The organism is Mesorhizobium sp. GbtcB19 (assembly GCF_019091085.1).
Taxonomy (GTDB): Bacteria; Pseudomonadota; Alphaproteobacteria; order Rhizobiales; family Rhizobiaceae; genus Mesorhizobium.
Window position 1 is genome coordinate 110,857 of the sequence record NZ_JAGXJY010000008.1, and the last position, 19,286, is coordinate 130,142.

General features: G+C 63.7%; 22 protein-coding genes. 15 read left to right on the forward strand and 7 right to left on the reverse strand.

The genetic code is table 11. The features are described 5' to 3' along the window. Nucleotides 1-10 precede the first annotated feature (10 nt). Nucleotides 11-436 (forward strand): OsmC family protein, encoded by a 426-nt coding sequence (locus tag KVT37_RS15995; RefSeq protein ID WP_217574657.1) that lies wholly within the window; start codon nt 11-13, stop codon nt 434-436. 43 nt (nt 437-479) lie between these two features. Here KVT37_RS15995 and KVT37_RS16000 read toward each other — a convergent pair whose 3' ends face one another. The 3 genes from KVT37_RS16000 to KVT37_RS16010 all read right to left on the reverse strand — a co-directional run bounded on the left by KVT37_RS16000 (nt 480) and on the right by KVT37_RS16010 (nt 2,143). Further along, a complete protein-coding gene (locus tag KVT37_RS16000) occupies nt 480-1,109 on the reverse strand; it encodes a MarC family protein (protein ID WP_217574659.1) in 630 nt (209 codons plus the stop codon). Between the two features lie 93 nt (nt 1,110-1,202). Beyond that, entirely contained in the window at nt 1,203-1,580 is a 378-nt protein-coding gene (locus KVT37_RS16005; RefSeq protein WP_217574661.1) for a VOC family protein, read from the reverse strand. A 32-nt stretch (nt 1,581-1,612) separates the two neighbouring features. After that, complete coding sequence (locus KVT37_RS16010) at nt 1,613-2,143, reverse strand: hypothetical protein (protein ID WP_217574663.1); 531 nt, start codon at nt 2,141-2,143, stop codon at nt 1,613-1,615. Between the two features lie 85 nt (nt 2,144-2,228). Between KVT37_RS16010 and KVT37_RS16015 the strand changes: the two genes are divergently transcribed. Further along, a complete protein-coding gene (locus tag KVT37_RS16015) occupies nt 2,229-3,044 on the forward strand; it encodes an AraC family transcriptional regulator (RefSeq protein ID WP_217574665.1) in 816 nt (271 codons plus the stop codon). A gap of 31 nt (nt 3,045-3,075) precedes the next feature. On the opposite strand, the gene KVT37_RS16020 is transcribed toward KVT37_RS16015, so the two are convergent. Both KVT37_RS16020 and KVT37_RS16025 read right to left on the reverse strand, forming a co-directional pair. After that, entirely contained in the window at nt 3,076-3,699 is a 624-nt protein-coding gene (locus KVT37_RS16020; protein WP_217574667.1) for a ParB-like protein, read from the reverse strand. After that, entirely contained in the window at nt 3,696-5,435 is a 1,740-nt protein-coding gene (locus KVT37_RS16025; protein ID WP_254634055.1) for a SulP family inorganic anion transporter, read from the reverse strand. The genes KVT37_RS16020 and KVT37_RS16025 overlap by 4 nt, the downstream gene beginning before the upstream one ends. Before the next feature lie 186 nt (nt 5,436-5,621). On the opposite strand from KVT37_RS16025, the gene gyrA reads away from it, so the two are divergent. After that, nucleotides 5,622-8,408, forward strand: a complete 2,787-nt coding sequence (gyrA, locus tag KVT37_RS16030; protein WP_217574670.1) for a DNA gyrase subunit A — start codon at nt 5,622-5,624, stop codon at nt 8,406-8,408. 51 nt (nt 8,409-8,459) lie between these two features. Here gyrA and KVT37_RS16035 read toward each other — a convergent pair whose 3' ends face one another. Next, nucleotides 8,460-8,612, reverse strand: a complete 153-nt coding sequence (locus tag KVT37_RS16035) for a hypothetical protein (RefSeq protein WP_217574673.1) — start codon at nt 8,610-8,612, stop codon at nt 8,460-8,462. Nucleotides 8,613-8,806: 194 nt separating this feature from the next. Between KVT37_RS16035 and coaD the strand changes: the two genes are divergently transcribed. From coaD to KVT37_RS16075, 8 genes are all read left to right on the forward strand, one after another. Beyond that, on the forward strand, nt 8,807-9,307 hold the full coding sequence (coaD, locus tag KVT37_RS16040; protein WP_217574675.1) for a pantetheine-phosphate adenylyltransferase: 501 nt from the start codon (nt 8,807-8,809) through the stop codon (nt 9,305-9,307). Nucleotides 9,308-9,418: 111 nt separating this feature from the next. Continuing rightward, on the forward strand, nt 9,419-9,916 hold the full coding sequence (locus KVT37_RS16045) for a peptidylprolyl isomerase (RefSeq protein WP_254634075.1): 498 nt from the start codon (nt 9,419-9,421) through the stop codon (nt 9,914-9,916). A 31-nt stretch (nt 9,917-9,947) separates the two neighbouring features. Further along, nucleotides 9,948-10,460 carry a peptidylprolyl isomerase gene (locus KVT37_RS16050; protein WP_217574679.1) on the forward strand — a complete coding sequence of 171 codons (513 nt, stop codon included), beginning with the start codon at nt 9,948-9,950 and terminating at the stop codon, nt 10,458-10,460. 9 nt (nt 10,461-10,469) lie between these two features. Further along, nucleotides 10,470-10,919, forward strand: a complete 450-nt coding sequence (locus tag KVT37_RS16055) for a DMT family transporter (protein ID WP_217574681.1) — start codon at nt 10,470-10,472, stop codon at nt 10,917-10,919. Further along, nucleotides 10,919-12,007 (forward strand): tRNA preQ1(34) S-adenosylmethionine ribosyltransferase-isomerase QueA, encoded by a 1,089-nt coding sequence (queA, locus tag KVT37_RS16060; protein ID WP_217574683.1) that lies wholly within the window; start codon nt 10,919-10,921, stop codon nt 12,005-12,007. The genes KVT37_RS16055 and queA overlap by 1 nt, the downstream gene beginning before the upstream one ends. Beyond that, nucleotides 11,997-12,266, forward strand: coding sequence for a hypothetical protein (locus KVT37_RS16065; protein ID WP_217574685.1), 270 nt, complete (start codon nt 11,997-11,999; stop codon nt 12,264-12,266). Before queA ends, KVT37_RS16065 begins: the two co-directional genes overlap by 11 nt. Further along, nucleotides 12,259-13,389: a tRNA guanosine(34) transglycosylase Tgt gene (gene tgt / locus KVT37_RS16070; RefSeq protein ID WP_217574687.1), complete on the forward strand. Its 1,131-nt coding sequence runs from the start codon at nt 12,259-12,261 to the stop codon at nt 13,387-13,389. Before KVT37_RS16065 ends, tgt begins: the two co-directional genes overlap by 8 nt. Before the next feature lie 62 nt (nt 13,390-13,451). Then, the gene (locus KVT37_RS16075; protein ID WP_217574689.1) at nt 13,452-14,933 is read left to right on the forward strand and encodes a hypothetical protein; all 1,482 of its coding nucleotides are present in this window, start codon (nt 13,452-13,454) and stop codon (nt 14,931-14,933) included. Nucleotides 14,934-14,960: 27 nt separating this feature from the next. Here KVT37_RS16075 and KVT37_RS16080 read toward each other — a convergent pair whose 3' ends face one another. After that, a complete protein-coding gene (locus KVT37_RS16080; protein WP_217574691.1) occupies nt 14,961-15,380 on the reverse strand; it encodes a DUF4864 domain-containing protein in 420 nt (139 codons plus the stop codon). Between the two features lie 213 nt (nt 15,381-15,593). On the opposite strand from KVT37_RS16080, the gene KVT37_RS16085 reads away from it, so the two are divergent. The 4 genes from KVT37_RS16085 to KVT37_RS16100 all read left to right on the forward strand — a co-directional run bounded on the left by KVT37_RS16085 (nt 15,594) and on the right by KVT37_RS16100 (nt 19,261). Beyond that, nucleotides 15,594-15,830 (forward strand): Lrp/AsnC ligand binding domain-containing protein, encoded by a 237-nt coding sequence (locus KVT37_RS16085; protein WP_112098429.1) that lies wholly within the window; start codon nt 15,594-15,596, stop codon nt 15,828-15,830. 169 nt (nt 15,831-15,999) lie between these two features. Further along, nucleotides 16,000-17,412: a circularly permuted type 2 ATP-grasp protein gene (locus tag KVT37_RS16090; protein ID WP_217574693.1), complete on the forward strand. Its 1,413-nt coding sequence runs from the start codon at nt 16,000-16,002 to the stop codon at nt 17,410-17,412. Nucleotides 17,413-17,503: 91 nt separating this feature from the next. Further along, nucleotides 17,504-18,445 (forward strand): alpha-E domain-containing protein, encoded by a 942-nt coding sequence (locus tag KVT37_RS16095; RefSeq protein ID WP_217574694.1) that lies wholly within the window; start codon nt 17,504-17,506, stop codon nt 18,443-18,445. A 21-nt stretch (nt 18,446-18,466) separates the two neighbouring features. Beyond that, a complete protein-coding gene (locus KVT37_RS16100; protein WP_217574696.1) occupies nt 18,467-19,261 on the forward strand; it encodes a transglutaminase family protein in 795 nt (264 codons plus the stop codon). Nucleotides 19,262-19,286: the final 25 nt, after the last annotated feature.

Below are 19,286 nucleotides of genomic sequence, written 5' to 3' on the forward strand. Positions count from 1 at the left end.
AAAGTCAAACGTGAAAGCACGCGTCAAATGGGTCGAGGAGCGCACGTTCGTCGGCGAGTCCGGCAGCGGCCACAAGGTGGTGCTGGGCACGGCGCATGGGCCGGACGGCAAGACGCCTGGACCGAGCCCGATGGAGCTGGTGCTGATCGGCACCGGTGGCTGCTCGGCCTATGACGTCGTGCACATCCTCGAGAAGGGCCGCGAGGCGATCGAGGACTGCGTGGTCGAGCTCGACGCCGACCGGGCCGAGACCGACCCAAAAGTGTTCACGCGCATCCACATGCATTTCATCGTCAAGGGCCGCGCGCTGTCGCACGACAAGGTCAAACGGGCGATCGATCTGTCGATCGAAAAATACTGCTCGGCCAGCGCCATGATGGCGAAGACAGCCACGCTCACGCATGATTTCGAGGTGGTCGAAACGGCGGCGAAGTAGGCAGTAGGCAGTAGGCAGTAGGCAGTAGGCAGTAGGGTACTGGTCAAGCGGCCGTCAGCGCCCGGACGCCGTCGGCCACGAACTGTACGGCGAGCGCCGCGAGGATCACGCCGAGCAATCGCGTCAGGATCGAGCGTCCCGTCTGGCCGAGGATGCGGTCGATGCGTTCCGACAGCACGAACACCAGATAGGTGATGACGAGGCAGAGGAAGATGATGCCGACCAGGGCTGCCTGAGCGGCAAAGCCTTCGAAATGTCCCGACAGCAGCACCGTCGCCGAGATCGCGCCCGGGCCGGCGATCAGCGGGATCGCCAGCGGGAAGGCGGCGATGTTGTGGATCATGTCCTTGGTGATGGCGACGTCGCCGATCTTCTCCTTGCGGTCCTGGCGGCGCTCGAACACCATTTCGAAGGCGATGAAGAACAACAGGAAACCGCCGGCGACACGGAAGGCCGGCAGCGTGATGCCGAACACCGACAGGATCGAGGCGCCGGCAATCGCGAACAGCGCCATCACCAGGAAGCCGATCACCGAGGCGCGGACCGAGACCTGCTGGCGTTCCTCGCGGTTCATGCCGCGCGTGACGGCGAGGAAAAGCGGCGCCAGTCCCGGCGGGTCGATGGTCACCAGTATGGTGACGAAGGCGTTGAACAGGCTGTCGAAACTCGGCATCGCTGGTCCCCTCCCGCCGGGCCAAGCCCAGGCTCCGCAATTGGTAGAGCAAAGCCCGGGCGGTGGGAACAGGCGGGAAGGGAAATCAGCCGGCTATTCGGCCTTGCCGCAATAGGCTTCCAACCGATAGCCATCCGGGTCGATGACGAACGCGGCGTAGTAGCTGTCGCCATAGGCCGCGCGCAGTCCGGGCCGGCCGTTGTCCTTGCCGCCCTCACGCAATGCGGCGGCATGGAAGGCGTCGACACTGGCGCGCGTCGGTGCCGAGAAACAGAAGTGCAAGCCGGAGTCCGCGTCGGCCGGCACCGGCCGGCCAGCGTCGTTCACCCAAAGCTGGACGGCTTGAGCGCCGTAACCGAGGGAGCCGGGCGACTGGCTGAGGCAGGAATAGCCGAGCGGCTTCAGCGCCGCGTCGTAGAAGCGTTTCGAAGCGCCGGCGTCACGAACGCCGATCGAGACATGGTCGAGCATTGTTTTCTCCATGATTGCAATTGGTTGGTCGATCAGGCTGGAGTCGCGCGCCGGGCCAGGAACTCGACCTCCATGCGCCAGGTCGCGCCGCCGTCATGCGACCGCTCGCCGAGCCAGCGGAACGAATTCTCGGTGATGCGTGAAAAGCTCCAGCGTACCGACGCGCCGGTGCCGTCGGCGCCGACCTGGACGATCGTGTCGTCCTCGGCGCGGCCGAGTTGCCGGCTGTAATACTGGTTGCGCGGATCGCTCCAGAAGATGTGCCAGGCGTCTTCACGAGGATCGTAGACGCGCAATGTCGTGCCGTAGAAGGTCCATGGCCCGAGCGCCGGAGATGGACCGGCGTCGCGCGCGGGCAGGATCCAGACGTCCTGCACGGCCCTGCCTTCCAGAACCCAGCCGAAATGCACCTCGCCGCGCCCCGTGAGCCTGGTGCCATCTTCCAGAATGCGCGTGGCGTCGAATGTCCAGGCGCCGATGAAGCGGCCATAGAGCTCCAGTTTTTCGGCGAGATCCGGATTGGGGCCTTCGCTGTGCAGGGCCTCGATGAAAGCATCGGTCATTGCTGCTGCCTCTTTTGTCAGGAGAGGGCGAGGAATAGGGGCATGGCAGGGTTCTTGGCTTGGGAAAAATTGCTATCTTTTCGCCATGACGACCGCACAGAAAACCCTGGCTTCCGGACATGGATGGCATGTGTCGGACGTGATCTGCACAGCCGCAGCCGGCGACAAGCCGTTCGAGGAAGAGCATCGCGGCTTCTGCGTTGCCGCCGTGACCAGAGGCACGTTCCGCTATCGCACCCGACAGGGCACGGCGATGCTGACGCCCGGCGCCATGCTGCTCGGCAATCCGGGCGCCTGCTACGAATGCGGGCACGAGCACGGTGCCGGCGACCGCTGCCTCTCCTTCCATTTTTCACCGGCCTATCTGGAACGTGTGATGGCGGAACTGCCGGGCGCGAAGCGGCTCGGCTTCGCCGATCCGCGTTTGCCGCCCTTGCCGGCTCTGGCGCCGTTGCTGGCCGAGGCGGAGGCGGCGCGAGAAACGGGCGACGGCGGAGCGTTCGAGGAACTCGGCCTGCGCCTTGCCGGCGCGGTGGTAACGGCTGCGGCCGGGTCTTCCGGAGTTGCGGGGGCGCCCAGCCGCCGCGACCAGAAACGCGTTGCCGAGGCGGTGCGCCTGATCGAGCTCAACGGCGAGCGGCCGCTATCGCTGACCGAGCTTGCCGACGGCACGGCGACCAGCCCGTTTCATTTCCTGCGTACATTCCGGCAGGTTGCCGGCATGACGCCCTACCAGTTCCTGCTAAGGACAAGGCTGCACCGAGCCGCGGTGCGGCTGCGCAGCTCGGACTCGGCGATCTCGACGATCGCCTTCGATGCCGGCTTCAACGACCTGTCGACCTTCAACCGCCGGTTCCGGCGCGAGATGGGCGAGGCGCCGGGCGCCTATCGCGCTCGCTGATAGAAATCGCCGCTGCCTGTCGGATGCGTCGTCAATCGTCTGTCGGCCCGCACCATCCAGGCAGATAGTCCGCGTCCTTGCTCCTGGCGAGCGTCAGGGCATCCTTCATCGCCTTGTCGAAGTTCTTCGCAACCGCGCTCCGATCGATGCGCCGGCGCAAAAAATCCGCCCAGATGAATTCGCTGAACGGCGTCGTGTCCTTGGCGTAGCCGCCCAACCGGCGCAGCTCGCCCGCCACGCTGCGGTACGGATCATCGACCAGCTCGCCGATGGTCTTTGGAATGGCCGAGTAATCGCGGCGCCGGCCGTTCTCGTCGAACGGGTGCATCCAGCCGCGATTGTCGAGCACGAAGAAAAACGCGTCCTTGTCGAGCGCGGACAGGTCTGCGATCACCGTCACCAGCACGTCCTTGACGCCCTCCTCGAGCAGGGCGCGAGCGAGATGATGGTGATCGGTGACGTAGTTGCGATTCTTCGGACCCAATACCACCGGCACCATGTGCTTGCCGAGAAAGGCGCCGGTCTTCCTCTTGGCGTCTTGCGCCCGGATCATCTGGCGCTTCAACTCCACTTCCCGCATGCCGACCGTGATCTGGGTCGGTCTCAGTTCCTCGACGGGGATCGGGGTTACAATGGGTTCTCGGGGATCGATCATGGCACTCCATCCTGTTCTTTTTGCTGCGGTTTCCCCGGACCAAGTGATTTGATCGCCGCGTCGACGCTGTGGAATATCCGCTGCGTGCCGACGATGTCAGCGATGCCGAACCGCTTCAGCGCCGCCTGGGCGCGCAGCGATTCCATGCGGGCGATAGCAAAGACCGCGCCTTTGTCGCGACAATGGCGGATAGTGTCGATCAGCGCCTGGGCGGCGGTATAGTCGATCTCGACGATGTTGCTGGCCTCCAGCACCACCAGCTTCACGTCCTCGCTCCTGGCGTCGATCAAGTCGGTGAGGCCACGTTTGAAACGGTCGGCGTTGACGAAGGAAAGCGGCGCCTGGAACGCCGCCACCAGCACGCCGGGATGCGGCGCGCCCGCGCTCGAATTGCTCGGCGGCCACCATACCGAGGTGCCCGGCACCTGCGCCAGTTCGATCGGCTCCGTGCGCGTCGAGCCCCAGATGCCATAGAGCAGCGACAAGCCGATGCCGATCGCGACGCCGGTTTCGATCGGCAGCACGACGATTGCGATCATGGTGATCAGGATCAGCGCAAACTCGACCGGTGCCTGGCGCCAGACCTTGGCGAAGACTTGCCAGCGCAGGATATGCTGGGCCACGAACATCAGCACGCCGGCAAGCGCGGCCTGCGGCACGTTGGCAAGCAGGCTTCCCCCGAAAACGCTGAGCACCAACACGATGGCCGCCGCGATCAGGCCTGACAGCTGCGAGCGGCCGCCTGTCTGCGCGACGATGGCCGTGCGCGGCGGGCTGGCGTTGACCGCAAAGGCGCCGAACAGGCCGGCCACGATGCTGCCCGCGCCGACGCCGACGAAATCGCGGTTGACGTCGGGTGCTTCGCCGGCCTGCGATGCAAAAGAGCGGCTGGTGGCCGCCGTCTGCACCATGACGACGATGGCGATCAGCAGCGCGAGCGGGACAAGCGCCTGAGCGTCCTGGAAGTCGGCGGTCGGCATGCCGGGAGCCGGCAAGCCGTCGGGCAGGGCGCCGAGCACTTCGACGCCCCGGCTCTTCAAGTCGAAGGCGGTAACCGCAAGCGTCGCCAGAACCATGCCGATCAAGGCTGCCGGGATCCGGGCGCTGATATGCTCCGAGACGAAGACGATCGCGAACACGCCGAGCCCGAGCGCCAGGCTCCACGGATTGGTGAGGTGAAGGTTGGCGGCGATCTCGCCGACGCGCCGCACGGTCTCGCCGCTGTCCGGCGGCAGGCCGAGCAAGGAAGGCAATTGCGAGACGATGATGTGGACGGAAATGCCGGCGAGGAAGCCGGTGGTGACCGGCACCGACAGGAGATCGGCAATCCAGCCGAGACGCAAAATACCGCTGAGCGCCACCAGCAGCCCCACCATCAGCGCCAGCATGGCCGCGAGCGCCAGATAGTGCGGCGAGCCGGAGGTGGCGATCAGCGCCAGGCCGCCGGCGAACAGTGGCGTGATGGTTGAATCCGCGCCGGCCGACAAATGGCGATTGGCGCCGAACAGCGCGAAGGCAACCGATCCGGCGACGAAGGCGAAGAAGCCGATCTCCGGCGCGAAGCCGCCGAGCCGCGCCGTCGCCATCTGCTCGGGAATGGCGATCGCGGCGAGCGTGATGCCGGCCGCCAGATCGCCGTTGAGGTCTTTCGTCGTCCAGCCGCTCAAGGCGCGCAGGGGCAACCAGGAGTTTCGGTTCGCCGCGACTGCCGTGCCCGCCTCAGGGTGACGATCCATTGCCGGCCTATGCCCCTTCAACCGCGACTTCGGGGCGAAAAGCGCTGTGGCCATATCGTCGCAATCTGCGGTATCCTTTTGAAATTACCACGAAAATTGTCTCTGGAAAAGTCCGGCCAAGGTTGGAGTTTCGGCGAAGCTTCCTATATAAGCATGCAGTGATTCCCGACTGGATTGTGACCTGATTTGACCGACCAGAAGACACCGCGCGGGCCGGATGGCGGCCCCACCGGCATCGAGCCGATTTCGATCATCGAGGAGATGCAGCGCTCCTATCTCGATTACGCCATGAGCGTGATCGTCAGCCGTGCACTGCCCGACGTGCGCGACGGCCTGAAGCCGGTGCACCGCCGCATCCTCTACGCCTCGCATGAAAGCGGCTACCATTGGAACCGCAAATATGTGAAGTCGGCCCGCCCCGTCGCCGACGTGATGGGTAAATACCATCCGCATGGCGACGCTTCGATCTACGACGCTTTGGTGCGCATGGCGCAGGACTGGTCGCTGCGCGTGCCGCTGATCGACGGTCAGGGCAATTTCGGCTCGATCGACGGCGATCCGCCGGCGGCGATGCGCTACACCGAGTCCAGGCTCACCAAGGTCGCGCATGAACTCCTGGAGGACATCGACAAGGAAACCGTCGACTTCCAGGATACTTACGACGCTTCGGGCAGCGAGCCCAAGGTCTTGCCGGCGCGTTTCCCGAACCTTCTGGTCAACGGTTCGGGCGGCATCGCGGTCGGCATGGCCACCAACATCCCGCCGCACAATCTCAGCGAAGTCTGCAACGGCGCCATCGCCCTTATCGACAACCCGGCGATCGATTTGACGGCGCTGATGGAGATCGTGCCCGGCCCGGATTTCCCGACCGGCGGCATCGTGCTTGGCCGTTCCGGCATCTACAACGCCTATTCGACCGGCCGCGGTTCGATCGTCATGCGCGGCCGCGTCGAAATCGAACAACGCGGCAATGACCGTGAATCGATCGTCGTCACCGAGATTCCGTATCAGGTGAACAAGGCCTCGATGATCGAGAAGATGGCCGAACTGGTGCGCGACAAGCGCATCGAGGGCATTTCCGACATTCGCGACGAGAGCGACCGCCAGGGCTACCGCGTCGTCGTCGAATTGAAGCGTGACGCCGTGGCCGAGGTCGTCCTCAACCAGCTCTACCGCTTCACGCCGCTGCAGACCTCGTTCGGCGCCAATATGGTGGCGCTCAATGGCGGCAAGCCGGAAGTGCTGACGCTGATCGACATGCTGAAGGCCTTTGTCGGCTTTCGTGAGGAGGTCGTCAGCCGCCGCACGAAATATCTGCTGCGCAAGGCTCGTGAGCGGGCACATGTGCTGGTCGGTCTGGCGATTGCCGTCGCCAACATAGACGAGGTGATCAAGCTCATCCGCACCGCGCCCGATCCGCAGACGGCGCGCGAGCAGTTGATGGAGCGGCGCTGGCCTTCGCACGACGTCGCGCCGCTGATCAAGCTGATCGACGATCCGCGCCATCGCATCAACGAGGACGGCACCTACAATCTCTCCGAGGAGCAGGCTCGCGCCATCCTCGAACTGCGCCTGCAGCGCCTGACCGCGCTCGGCCGCGACGAGATCGCCGACGAGCTGAATCAGATCGGCGCCGAAATCGTTGATTTCCTTGATATTTTGTCGTCCCGCGCACGCATCCAGCAGATCGTCAAGGACGAACTGATCGCGGTCCGTGACGAGTTCGGCACACCGCGCCGCACCGAACTGACTGATGGCGGTTCGGATATGGAAGACGAGGACCTGATCCAGCGCGAGGATATGGTCGTCACCGTCAGCCATTCCGGCTACATCAAGCGCGTGCCGCTGTCGCTCTACCGGGCGCAGCGTCGCGGCGGCAAGGGCCGCTCCGGCATGTCGACCAAGGAAGAGGATTTCGTCACCCGGCTGTTCGTGGCCAACACGCACACGCCGGTGCTGTTCTTCTCCTCGCGCGGCATCGTCTACAAGGAAAAGGTCTGGCGGCTGCCGATCGGCAACCCGCAATCGCGCGGCAAGGCGCTGATCAACATGCTGCCGCTGGAGCAGGGCGAGCGCATCACCACGATCATGCCGCTGCCCGAGGACGAGAGCAGTTGGGGCGAGCTCGACGTCATGTTCGCCACCACGCGCGGCACGGTGCGCCGCAACAAGCTCTCCGACTTCGTCCAGGTCAACCGCAACGGCAAGATCGCCATGAAGCTGGAGGAAGAGGGCGACGAAATCCTCGGCGTCGAGACCTGCACCGACGATGACGATGTGCTTTTGACGGCAAATTCCGGCCAGTGCATCCGTTTCAGGGTCTCCGACGTGCGCGTCTTCCAGAGCCGCAATTCCGTCGGCGTGCGCGGCATAAGCATGGCCGAGACGGACCGTATCATCTCGATGTCCATCATCGAGAATGTCGATGCCTCACCCGCCGAGCGCGCCGCCTATCTGAAGCGCGCCGCAGCCGAGCGCCGCCTTGCCGCCGGCGCCAGCGGCGACGAGGAGGAGATCGCGCTCACCAATGAGGAGGTCGGCGAGGAAGCCGAACTTTCCGAGGAGCGCTACGAATTCCTCAAGGCGCATGAAAGGCTTGTGCTGACGGTGACCGAATATGGTTACGGCAAGCGCTCGTCGTCCTACGATTTCCGCCTGACGGGGCGCGGCGGCAAGGGTATCCGCGCCACCGACGTGTCGAAGACAGCTGAGATCGGCCGTCTGGTCGCGACGTTCCCGGTCGACAATGACGATCAGATCATGCTGGTTTCGGACGGCGGCACGGTCATCCGTGTGCCGGTCAACGGCATACGTTTCGCCAGCCGCGCCACCAAGGGCGTGACGATCTTCAACACGGCCGAAGGCGAGAAGGTTGTCTCGGTCGAGCGGATTTCGGAGCCGCAGTCGGACGAAGAGGCCGAAGATGTGCCTTCGAACGAGGCTGGCGCCGACGACACGGGCGATAGCGAATAAGCTCGGCTCAGGCTTCACCGGCCCTCTGGGCCGGTGCGGTCATGGTGGGGATCAGTGGCGACGGTAAACGTTGCGACGAGCGAAACCATCGAGCCGCCTGGTGTTGGCCTTGACGCGTACCCGCGCTGCTTCCTGATGCAATCCGAAAGCAGTCGCGATCAGCATCACGATGGTCATTGCAGTGGCAAGCATGTAGATCAGCATTTGCGTGTTCTCCTGCGCTTACAACGAAAGAAATGGTGATTTGGTTTCACCTCTTGAAGCGGCAACCTAGTGAACGCTGCGTGAAACGTTCGTGATCGTCGCATTCATGTGTCGTTCATGTCCGCGAAATGGTTCACGGATGCCCGCAATTAATCGGATTTGCCTTCCGTACGCCCGCCCGCTAGAAGCCTGCCATGACCGAACGCACCGCCCTTTATGCCGGCTCCTTTGACCCGCTGACCAATGGCCATCTCGATGTGCTGAAAGCCTCGCTGGCCGTGGCCGACACCGTCTATGCGGCAATCGGCATCCATCCGGGCAAGAAGCCATTGTTTTCGTTCGAAGAACGCGTGGCGCTGATCGAGGCCGCGACCAAGGCCGAATTCGGCAAGGACAGCGGCCGCATCAAGGTCGTTTCCTTCGACGGGCTGGTCATCGACGCCGCAAGGAAGAACGGCGCCTCGATCATGATCCGGGGCCTGCGTGACGGCACCGACCTCGATTACGAGATGCAGATGGCCGGTATGAACGAGACGATGGCGCCGGAATTGCAGACCGTTTTTCTGCCCGCCAGTCCTTCGGTGCGCACCATTACCGCCACACTCGTGCGCCAGATTGCGTCGATGGGCGGCGACATCCGCCCATTCGTGCCGGCGGCCGTTGCCGGCGCGCTCACCGCCAAGTTCACCAAATAGGCTTTCCCGGAGATATCCATGCAGCTGAAGAAGCTCGCTTCGTTCCTTGTCGTGCTCGCCGGCCTTTTCGCCGCATCCCTGCCGGCTGTCGCCGCCGACAAGGAAAACACCATGGTCATCACGCTGAAGGGTGGCGACGTGACCATCGCGTTGCGTCCTGACCTGGCGCCCAAGCATGTCGCGCAGATCAAGAAGCTGGTGCGTGACGGCGCCTATGACAATGTCGCCTTCCACCGCGTCATCGACGGCTTCATGGCGCAGACCGGCGACGTCAAGTTCGGCAACGTGAAGAAGGGTTTCAACCCCGAGGCTGTCGGCACCGGCGGTTCCGACCTGCCCAACCTGCCGGCCGAATTCTCGCAGAGCGAGCAGTTCACCCGCGGCGTGGTCGGCATGGCCCGTTCGCAGGATCCGAACTCAGCCAACTCGCAGTTCTTCATCATGTTCGCGCCGGCGCCGAACCTCGACGGGCAGTACACCATCGTCGGCAAGGTGGTCGGCGGCATGGACCTCGTCGACAAGATCAAGAAGGGCGACGAGGCCGACAACGGCACCGTCACCGACCCCGACAGCATGATCAAGGTTCGCATCGCCGCCGACGGCAAGTAACCCCCCGCAATTTTCAAAAAGGATTTCTGACATGGCTGAGATCAAGGACCGCGACAACGCGCTCATCATGGAAACGACCAAGGGCCAGGTCGTCATCGAAATGTATCCCGAGCTGGCGCCGGGCCACGTCGCCCGCATCAAGGAGCTGGCGCGGGAAGGCGCCTATGACGGCGTGGTGTTCCACCGCGTCATCGACGGCTTCATGGCGCAGACCGGCGACGTCAAGTTCGGCAATTCGTCGAAGCCCACCTATGCTCCTTCAAGGGCCGGCATGGGCGGCTCCGACAAGCCGGACCTGAAGGCCGAGTTCTCCAACGCCAATCACGGCCGCGGCGCCTGCTCGATGGCGCGCGCCCAGAACCCGAATTCGGCGAACTCGCAGTTCTTCATCTGCTTCGACGACGCTGCCTTCCTCAACCGCCAGTACACGGTCTGGGGCCAGGTCATCGAAGGCATGGAGAATGTCGACGAGATCAAGCGCGGCGAGCCGGTTCAGGATCCCGACAAGATCGTGTCGCTGAAGGTCGCGGCCGACGTCAAGTAAAGGCAAACGATGATGGGCGCAGTCTGGTCCCTGCTTGGCATCCTGTCGGGTGCCTTCATCGCCATCCAGGCGCCGATCAATTCGCAACTGGCGCGCGGCCTCGGCCTTCCCGTGGCCGCCGCCGCATTCTCGTTCCTGTCCGGCGCCATCGTCCTTGGCATCATTGCCTTCGCGGTGGTGAGGCTGCAGGGCATTTCGCTCGACTGGAAGGCGCCGGCGCCATGGCTGTTCATCGCCGGCGGCATGCTCGGCGGCTTCTACGTCACGCTCTCGACCATTCTCACCCCGCGCATCGGCGCCGCCGCGCTGATGGCGTTCCTGGTCGCCGGGCAGCTGCTCGCCGGCATGCTGATCGACCGCGCCGGCTTCCTTGGCGTGGCGGTGCGCGAAATCTCGCTTGGCCGCGTCGCCGGCGCCATGCTGCTGCTTGCCGGGGCGCTGCTCATCCGGCTCTACTGATGCGCGTCGACCTGTTCGACTTCGACCTGCCGGAAGAGCGCATCGCGCTTCGTCCGGCGGAGCCGCGCGACAGCGCCAGGCTGCTGATTGTCAGGCCCGGCGAAACGCTTCAGGACCGGACTGTGAGCGATTTGCCGTCGCTGCTGTGCGAAGGCGACGTGCTGGTGTTCAACGACACCAAGGTCATTCCGGCGCAGCTGAAAGGCATGCGCAAGCGCGGCGAGGCGGTGGCGCAGGTCGAGGCGACGCTGCATATGCGCGTGGCGCCGGACCGCTGGCAGGCCTTCATGCGGCCGGGCAAGCGCATCGCCGCCGGCGACCGCATCCATTTCGGCCATGACGGCAATTCCTGCTTCCTCGGCCAGCTCGACGCGACGGTGCTCGAGAAGGGCGAGGCGGGCGAGGCGCTGCTCGGCTTCGACCTCTCCGGGCCGTTCCTCGACGAGGCGCTGCACGCCGTCGGCCACATTCCGCTGCCGCCCTATATCGCCTCGAAGCGCGATGACGACGAGCGCGACCGCGCCGATTACCAGACCATCTATGCCAGGGAAGAGGGTGCCGTCGCGGCCCCGACCGCCGGCCTGCATTTCACGCCGGCGCTGTTTGCCGCGCTCGACGCCAAAGGTGTCGAGCGCCGTTTCGTCACGCTGCATGTCGGCGCCGGCACTTTCCTTCCTGTAAAAGCCGACGACACGGCCGATCACAAGATGCATGCCGAGACCGGCTCGGTAAGTGCCGAGACGGCGGCGGCGCTCAACGTGGCAAAGGCGCGGGGAGGGCGGATCATCTGCGTCGGCACGACGTCGCTGCGCTTGCTTGAAAGCGCTGCCCGCGCAGAAGGCCAGATCGAGCCCTGGTCCGGACCGACCGACATCTTCATCACGCCCGGCTACCGCTTCCGTACCGCCGACATGCTGATGACCAATTTCCATCTGCCGCGCTCGACGCTGTTCATGCTGGTCTCCGCCTTCAGCGGGCTGGAGACGATGCGCTCGGCCTATGCGCATGCCATCGACAACCGCTACAGGTTCTACTCCTATGGCGACGCCAGCCTGCTTTGCCGAGCGGAGACGAGCGATGGACGATGACCTCGACGGCATGAACCGCGATTTCCTGATCGCGGAAGTGAAGAAGCTTCGCGCCGGTATCCGCGCGCATCGCGACACCAGCGGGCATGATCTGTGCTGGCATCATCCCGATCTCTGGGACCTTTTGCCGGAAAAGACCGAGCCTTCCATCGCCGTGCCGCCATGGCCTAAATTCATGCGCGGCTGCATCCGCTACCGGCAGTCGCTCGACGAGCAGGCGCCAGGCGCGCCGGTGCACGACAAGGAATTCAATGGCTGAGACTTTTTCCTTCAAGGTGCTTGCCAGCGACGGCAAGGCCAGGCGCGGCCTTGTCTCGATGCCGCGCGGCGAAATCCGCACGCCGGCCTTCATGCCGGTCGGCACTGGCGGCACCGTCAAGGCCATGTATATGGACCAGGTGCGCGACGTCGGCGCCGACATCATCCTCGGCAACACCTACCACCTGATGCTGCGGCCGGGTGCGGAGCGTGTGGCCAGGCTCGGCGGCCTGCATGAGTTCGCCCGCTGGCCGCATCCGATCCTGACCGACAGCGGCGGCTTCCAGGTGATGTCGCTGTCGAAGCTCAGGAAACTGACCGAACAGGGCGTCACCTTCCGTTCGCATATCGACGGCGCGCCCTACGAAATGTCGCCGGAGCGTTCGATCGAAATCCAGGGGCTGCTCGATTCCGACATCCAGATGCAGCTCGACGAATGCGTGGCGCTGCCGGCCAGGCCGAAAGAGATTGAGCGCGCCATGGAATTGTCGCTGCGCTGGGCCGAGCGCTGCAAGACGGCCTTCGGCGACCAGCCGGGCAAGGCGATGTTCGGCATCGTCCAGGGCGGCGACAGCGCGCCGATGCGCGTGCGTTCGGCGCAGGCGCTCAAGGCGATGGACCTGAAAGGCTATGCCGTCGGCGGGCTGGCGGTCGGCGAGCCGCAATCGGTGATGCTGGAGATGCTCGACATCACCTGTCCGGAACTGCCGGCCGACAAGCCGCGCTATCTGATGGGCGTCGGCACGCCGGACGATATCCTGAAATCGGTGGCGCGCGGCATCGATATGTTCGACTGCGTCATGCCGACCCGCGCCGGCCGCCATGGCCTCGCCTACACGCGGCGCGGCAAAGTCAATCTGAGGAATGCCCGCCACGCCGACGATCCGCGTCCGCTCGACGAGGAAAGCGACTGCCCGGCGGCGCGCGACTATTCACGCGCCTACCTGCACCACCTTGTCCGTTCGCAGGAGTCGCTCGGCGCCATGCTGCTGACCTGGAACAACCTGTCCTACTATCAGAAGCTGATGCAGGACATCCGGGCAGCTATCGAGAGGCACGGTTTTGAAGCGCGCGCCGCCGAGATCACCGAAGGCTGGGCGAGGGGCGACATCCTGGCTCTTTGATGGCGAAGCCGTCAGAAAACCTTTCATAAATCAAAGGAAGCGTAAGTTTCCTTTGCCACATCTTGTCGAAGGGCGGCGCGGCTTTGGTGAGATTAGATACGTCAACCGCACTTGCTGATTTATCAGTTGACCGGCCAGAACCGGCGGCGTTTCGCCAACGCAGCGTCGGTCTGGTGCTTGCAATCTCGGCGATCGCGCTTGTCGGGCTGACCTTGCGTGTGCTCGGCGCGCGCGGGAATCTCTGGCAGGACGAGATCTGGAGCATCTCGCTGCTGGGTCCCCTGACGTCGATCGACCAGATATTCTGGCGTATTAACCACGACAACAATCACTTCCTCAACTCGATCTACCAGTATGTCGTCGGCCCCGCCGCCGCGCCGCTGATCCAGCGCGGCCTGTCGATAACGCTCGGTACCTGCACCGTCATTGCAGCCGCGGTGATATCGCGCGGACGCTGGGCAATGGTTGCGTCGGGGCTGCTGTTCGCAGTGAGCTATCCGATGGTTCACTACGGCTCGGAGGCGCGTGGCTATGCTGGCCTGGTGCTGTTCACACTCGTTGCCGTGGCTCTTCTGGAGCGCCGGCTCGACAAGCAGGGTTCATATGGCATCGCCCTTGCCGCGGCAATTCTGCTTGGCTTCCTCTCCCATCTGACGATGGTCGAAACGGTGGTGGTGCTGACGGCCTGGACGGCGTGGCTAAGCTGGCAACGCAGCCGCAGTCTGGCTGCCGTCAACGGCGAGCTTGTCCAGGTCTTCCTGCCTGCGTTCCTTGCCGTGCTTCCGCTTGCCGTGGCAATTGTCGCAGGCGCTCGACTGTTCGGCTTCAACGTCGGCGGGTTTTCGCCCTTCTCGCTTGAAACATTCGCCGTCGGTTACGGCGGAATGATCCGCTATTTTTTCGGCCTGCCGGATTGGATCAGCGGCTGGATTTGCATCGCGGCCGTCGGCGTCCTGGTTCTGGCCTATGCCGGCGTTTCTCGCGATCGCCGTGCCAGTCTCTATGCCATCGGCATCGTCGGGCTGCCCGCCCTGATGGCGGTGGCGCATCTGCCGAATCTCGAATTCCCGCGCTATTTCCTCGTCAGCGGCGCCTTGCTGCTGCTTTGGGCCGGGGACATGATCGGGCGCGGCTTCGAGGCGGGCGGCACGAGAAGGCTTTGCGCCGCCGGGGCGCTCGTGCTCGTCGCGGGCAGCAGCATGACGCTGCTCGCCCGGTTCTACGAGCATGGGCGCGGTTCCTATTCCGACATCGTGGACGAGATGACACGGAGCGGCGCCGCCGCCACCTATGCCACCAACGCCGAATTCCGCACCGGCATGGTGGTCGACTATTTCGCGGCGCGCACTAATCGCAAAGCGTCGCTCGTCACCCAGGACAAGATTTGTGCCGAACGCGCCGACTGGCTTATTTTGGAAGGGGATCTCCAGAAACAGCCGGAGCGCGTGGCCTTCGACTGCGCGCTTGCCTACGAACGAGCCGGCACGTCTGTCTTCTGGGGTCTCTCCGGTTTGGGCTGGACACTGTATAGCCGCCGAGATTAGCAGCCACCTGGGTCACGTTGGCCGGACTTACGTACTGACCGAGGTCGAGGCGCGCAGGCTGCAGCCGGTAATCTTGAAACTGCCATCCGCCTGCTGCTGCAACGTATAGACCGCCTCATAGTCCTTGCCGTCGGGGCCGACGATCAGCACCTGCTGGATGATCGAACCCGGTCCGGTCTCCTCGACCTTGCCGAAGGAATAGGATTGTGGCTTGCGCACCGGTGCGTAGCCATTCGTCACCATGTTCATGAAGGTGTCGACGGTTGGAAAGATCTGCTTCACATTCGGCGCGGCGAAACTGTAAGCGGTGGCGCCGTCATTGGCGATGAAAGCCCTCAGCTGGCTGTCGATGACCGTCTGCGCGGCCTTGACCTCGGCGTCGCCGGCGAAGGCAAGCGAGGCGATCAACATCGGAACAAGAGCTAATGCGAACAATGCGCGGCGCATGGCATGCCTCCCCGGAATTCGCGTGGTGGACGCACTCTAACATACGCATCGCGGCACGGCGTGGTTTCACCAGCCTGCGAAGATTTCGCCATTTCGGCGTCAGGAGGCGGGATCAGGCACTCTTTGAGGTGCGCGCCGCGTAATGCTTGAAAGCCGGGCGGCAGTCTGCCACAAGGGCCGCTTACTTGCGTCGAAGGCTGGCAGGACCGGGCAATGAAGGCATTTTTCGTGCAGATTAAGTGCGATCTGGGCAAATCCTATGAGGTCGCCAGCGCGCTCGCCGATGCCGAGATCGCCTCCGAGATCTACTCGACCGCCGGCAATTTCGACCTGCTCGCCAAATTTTATATCGACGACGAGGAAGACGTCGGCCACTTCGTCAACGAGCGGGTGCAGATTCTGCCGGGAATCAAGGACACGTTCACCATCGTGACCTTCCGGGCGTTCTGACCGGCCCCGGCGGTGCCCGGCCGGGAAGCAGGAGCTGACCCGACCTTGCCGCTCATGCCCTAATTTCAGGCAATTTGCATAGAGTGGCGTCCATCGCGCCCTAAATCACCGATTGCGCTTGATTTTCTTCGGCGAGGCCAGTGAAATGGTCGCAGAGGGGAGTAAGCGATTGGCAGCTTTCGACGAAATGCTTCCGGAAGTTTCCGGATTGAGAAGACCTTATGAGGCTTACGATCGCTGGCTGAAGGAGCAGGATCCGGCCAGGCTTACCGAAAAAATGCAGGATGCCGAGCGCGTCTTCCGCAAGACCGGCATCACCTTTGCCGTCTATGGCGAGCAGGAAGCTTCCGAGCGGCTGATCCCTTTCGACATCGTGCCGCGCATCCTCTCCGGCCAGGAATGGCGCCGGCTGACGCAAGGCATCGAGCAGCGCGTGCAAGCGCTGAACGCCTTTCTCGACGACATCTACCACCGGCAGGAGATCCTGCGCGCCGGGCGCGTGCCCAAGGATCTGGTGGCGAAGAACGAGGCCTTCCTGCCCGAGATGATCGGGGTGCGGCCGCCGGCCGGCGTCTACACCCACATCATCGGCGTCGACATCGTGCGCATCTCGGAGAACGAGTTCTACGTGCTGGAGGACAATGCCCGCACGCCGTCGGGCGTCTCCTACATGCTGGAGAACCGCGAGACGATGATGCAGCTCTTTCCGGAGCTGTTCCAGAAGATCAAGGTGCGGCCGGTCGAGAATTATCCGCAGCTTTTGCGCCAGTCGCTCGCGGCGGTGCGGCCGCAAAGCACCAAGGGCACGCCGACCATCGCGGTGCTGACGCCCGGTTCGTACAATTCGGCCTATTTCGAACACGCCTTCCTCGCCGACCAGATGGGCGTGCAGCTCGTCGAAGGACAGGATCTGCGTGTCGTCGACGGCCATGTCGCGATGCGCACCACCGAAGGCTACAAGCAGATCGACGTGCTCTACCGGCGCGTCGACGACAACTTCCTCGATCCGCTGACGTTCCGCCCTGATTCCGCGCTCGGCGTGCCGGGCATCATGGATGTCTACCGCGCCGGCAACATCACCATCGCCAATGCGCCGGGCACCGGCATCGCCGACGACAAGGCGATCTATTCCTACATGCCGGAGATCGTCGAATTCTACACCGGCCGCAAAGCGATCCTCGGCAACATCCCGACCTGGCGCTGCTCGGAGCCGGACAGCCTCAAATATGTGCTCGAGCACATCCACGAGCTGGTCATCAAGGAAGTGCACGGCTCCGGCGGCTACGGCATGCTGGTCGGCCCGGCGGCGACCAAGAAGGAATGCCAGGAGTTCGCCAAGAAGCTGCAGGCGAAACCTTCGAATTACATCGCCCAGCCGACGCTGGCGCTGTCGACCTGCCCGATTCTCACGGAAAAGGGCCTGTCGCCACGCCATGTCGATCTTCGGCCCTATGTGCTGGTTTCAGACCGCATCCAGATCGTGCCGGGTGGATTGACTCGTGTCGCGCTGAAGCAAGGCTCGCTGGTGGTGAATTCCTCGCAGGGAGGCGGCACCAAGGACACCTGGGTGTTGGATGATTGAGCTGAGAAGGGGGACGCAGCAATCATGAGACGCATTCTTCCCTATTCGCTACTCGCTATTCGCTACCCGCTCGACACCGAGGCAGATTGATATGCTTTTGGGCCGCACCGCCAACGGTCTTTACTGGATGAACCGCTATATCGAGCGGGCCGAAAACATGGCGCGCCTGGTCGATGCCGGATTGCGCATGGCGCTGACGCGCACGCAGAGCGCTTCGGAGGAATGGAATTCGGTGCTGCTCAGCGCCGGCTCGGACATCGCCTTCAGCCAGAAATACCAGGACTACACCGCAGCCAACGTGTCCGACTTTCTTTTGCGCGACACCTCGAACCCGTCGAGCACGATGTCGTCGATCGAGACGGCGCGCAACAATGCCCGCATGGTTCGCACGGCACTGACGCGCGAGACCTGGGAAAGCATCAACGAAGCCTGGATGTCGCTGAAGCGCATGCTGGCGAGGCCGATTGACGAACGCGACCTGCCGACGGTGCTCGACGCCATCAAGCGCGAGACGGCGCTGATCCGCGGCTCGTTCTACGGCACGATGCTGCGCAACGAGATTTTCGATTTCTCGCAGCTTGGAACTTATGTCGAGCGCGCCGACAACACGGCGCGCATCCTCGACGTGAAATATTATGTGCTGCTGCCATCGCTGTCCTGGGTCGGATCGACGCTGGACAACTACCAGTGGGAGTCGATCCTGCGCTCGGTGTCGGCGCACCGCTCCTATCGCTGGGTTTATGAAGCCGACTATAAGCCGACGAACATTGCCGACTATCTGATCCTCAATGTGCGCATGCCGCGCTCGCTGACCTTCTGCTACCGCTTCCTTGGCGAGCATCTGAAATTCCTCGCCGACGACTATGGCGCGCGCCACGCCTGCCACGGCACCGCCGAGAAGATCCAGGCGATGCTCAAGCGGGGCTCGATCAAGGACATATTCGATCACGGTCTGCATGAGTTCCTGGCCGAGTTCATTCGCGACAACACCAGGCTGGGCGACGAGATCGCCCAGGATTATCGGTTCTACTGAGTAAAGCTGAGGGCGGGCGTTATGCGGCTCAAGATCTCCCATCGCACCGAATATCATTACGATGCGCCGGTGCAGTATCTGCTGCAAAGGCTGCGCTTGCTGCCTTCCAACGGGCGCACGCAGACCGTCGGTTCATGGGCGATCAAGGTGGAAGGCGCGCGCGAGGAGGTTCGCTTCACCGACCATTTCGGCAACGAGACGCGGCTGTTGAGCGCCGAGAGCGGCCACAGCGCGATCGTCGTCGAGGCGGCGGGCGAGGTGACGACGCATGACACGGCTGGCATAACGGGCCCGCATCAGGGCTACGCGCCGCTCTGGCTGTTCGCACAGCAGACGCCCCTCACAGCGGCCGGCGAGGGCATTCGTGAATTGGCCGGCACGATCGGGCAGGGCACCGAGATCGAGCGGCTGCACGCACTGATGGGCGCGATCCGCGAACGCGTCGCCTACAAGCCGGGCACGACCAGCGTAGTGACGCCGGCGGAAGAAGCGCTGGCGCTGAAATCCGGCGTCTGCCAGGATCATAGCCACATCTTCATTGCCGCAGCCGGGGCGCTTGGCTTTCCCGCCCGCTATATCAGCGGCTATCTGATGATGGATGCGGCCGTCGAGCAGGCGGCGAGCCACGCCTGGGCCGAGGCCTATGTCGTCGGGCTCGGCTGGGTTGCCTTCGATCCGGCGAACGGTATCTCTCCCGACGAACGCTATGTGCGGGTGGCGATGGGGCGCGACTATCGCGACGCCTCGCCAGTGTCGGGGATACTGCTGGGACAGGCGCAGGAGAAGCTTGCCGTGACCGTCACTGTCGAGCAGTAATTTCTGCCGAGATTCGCTGCTAAGA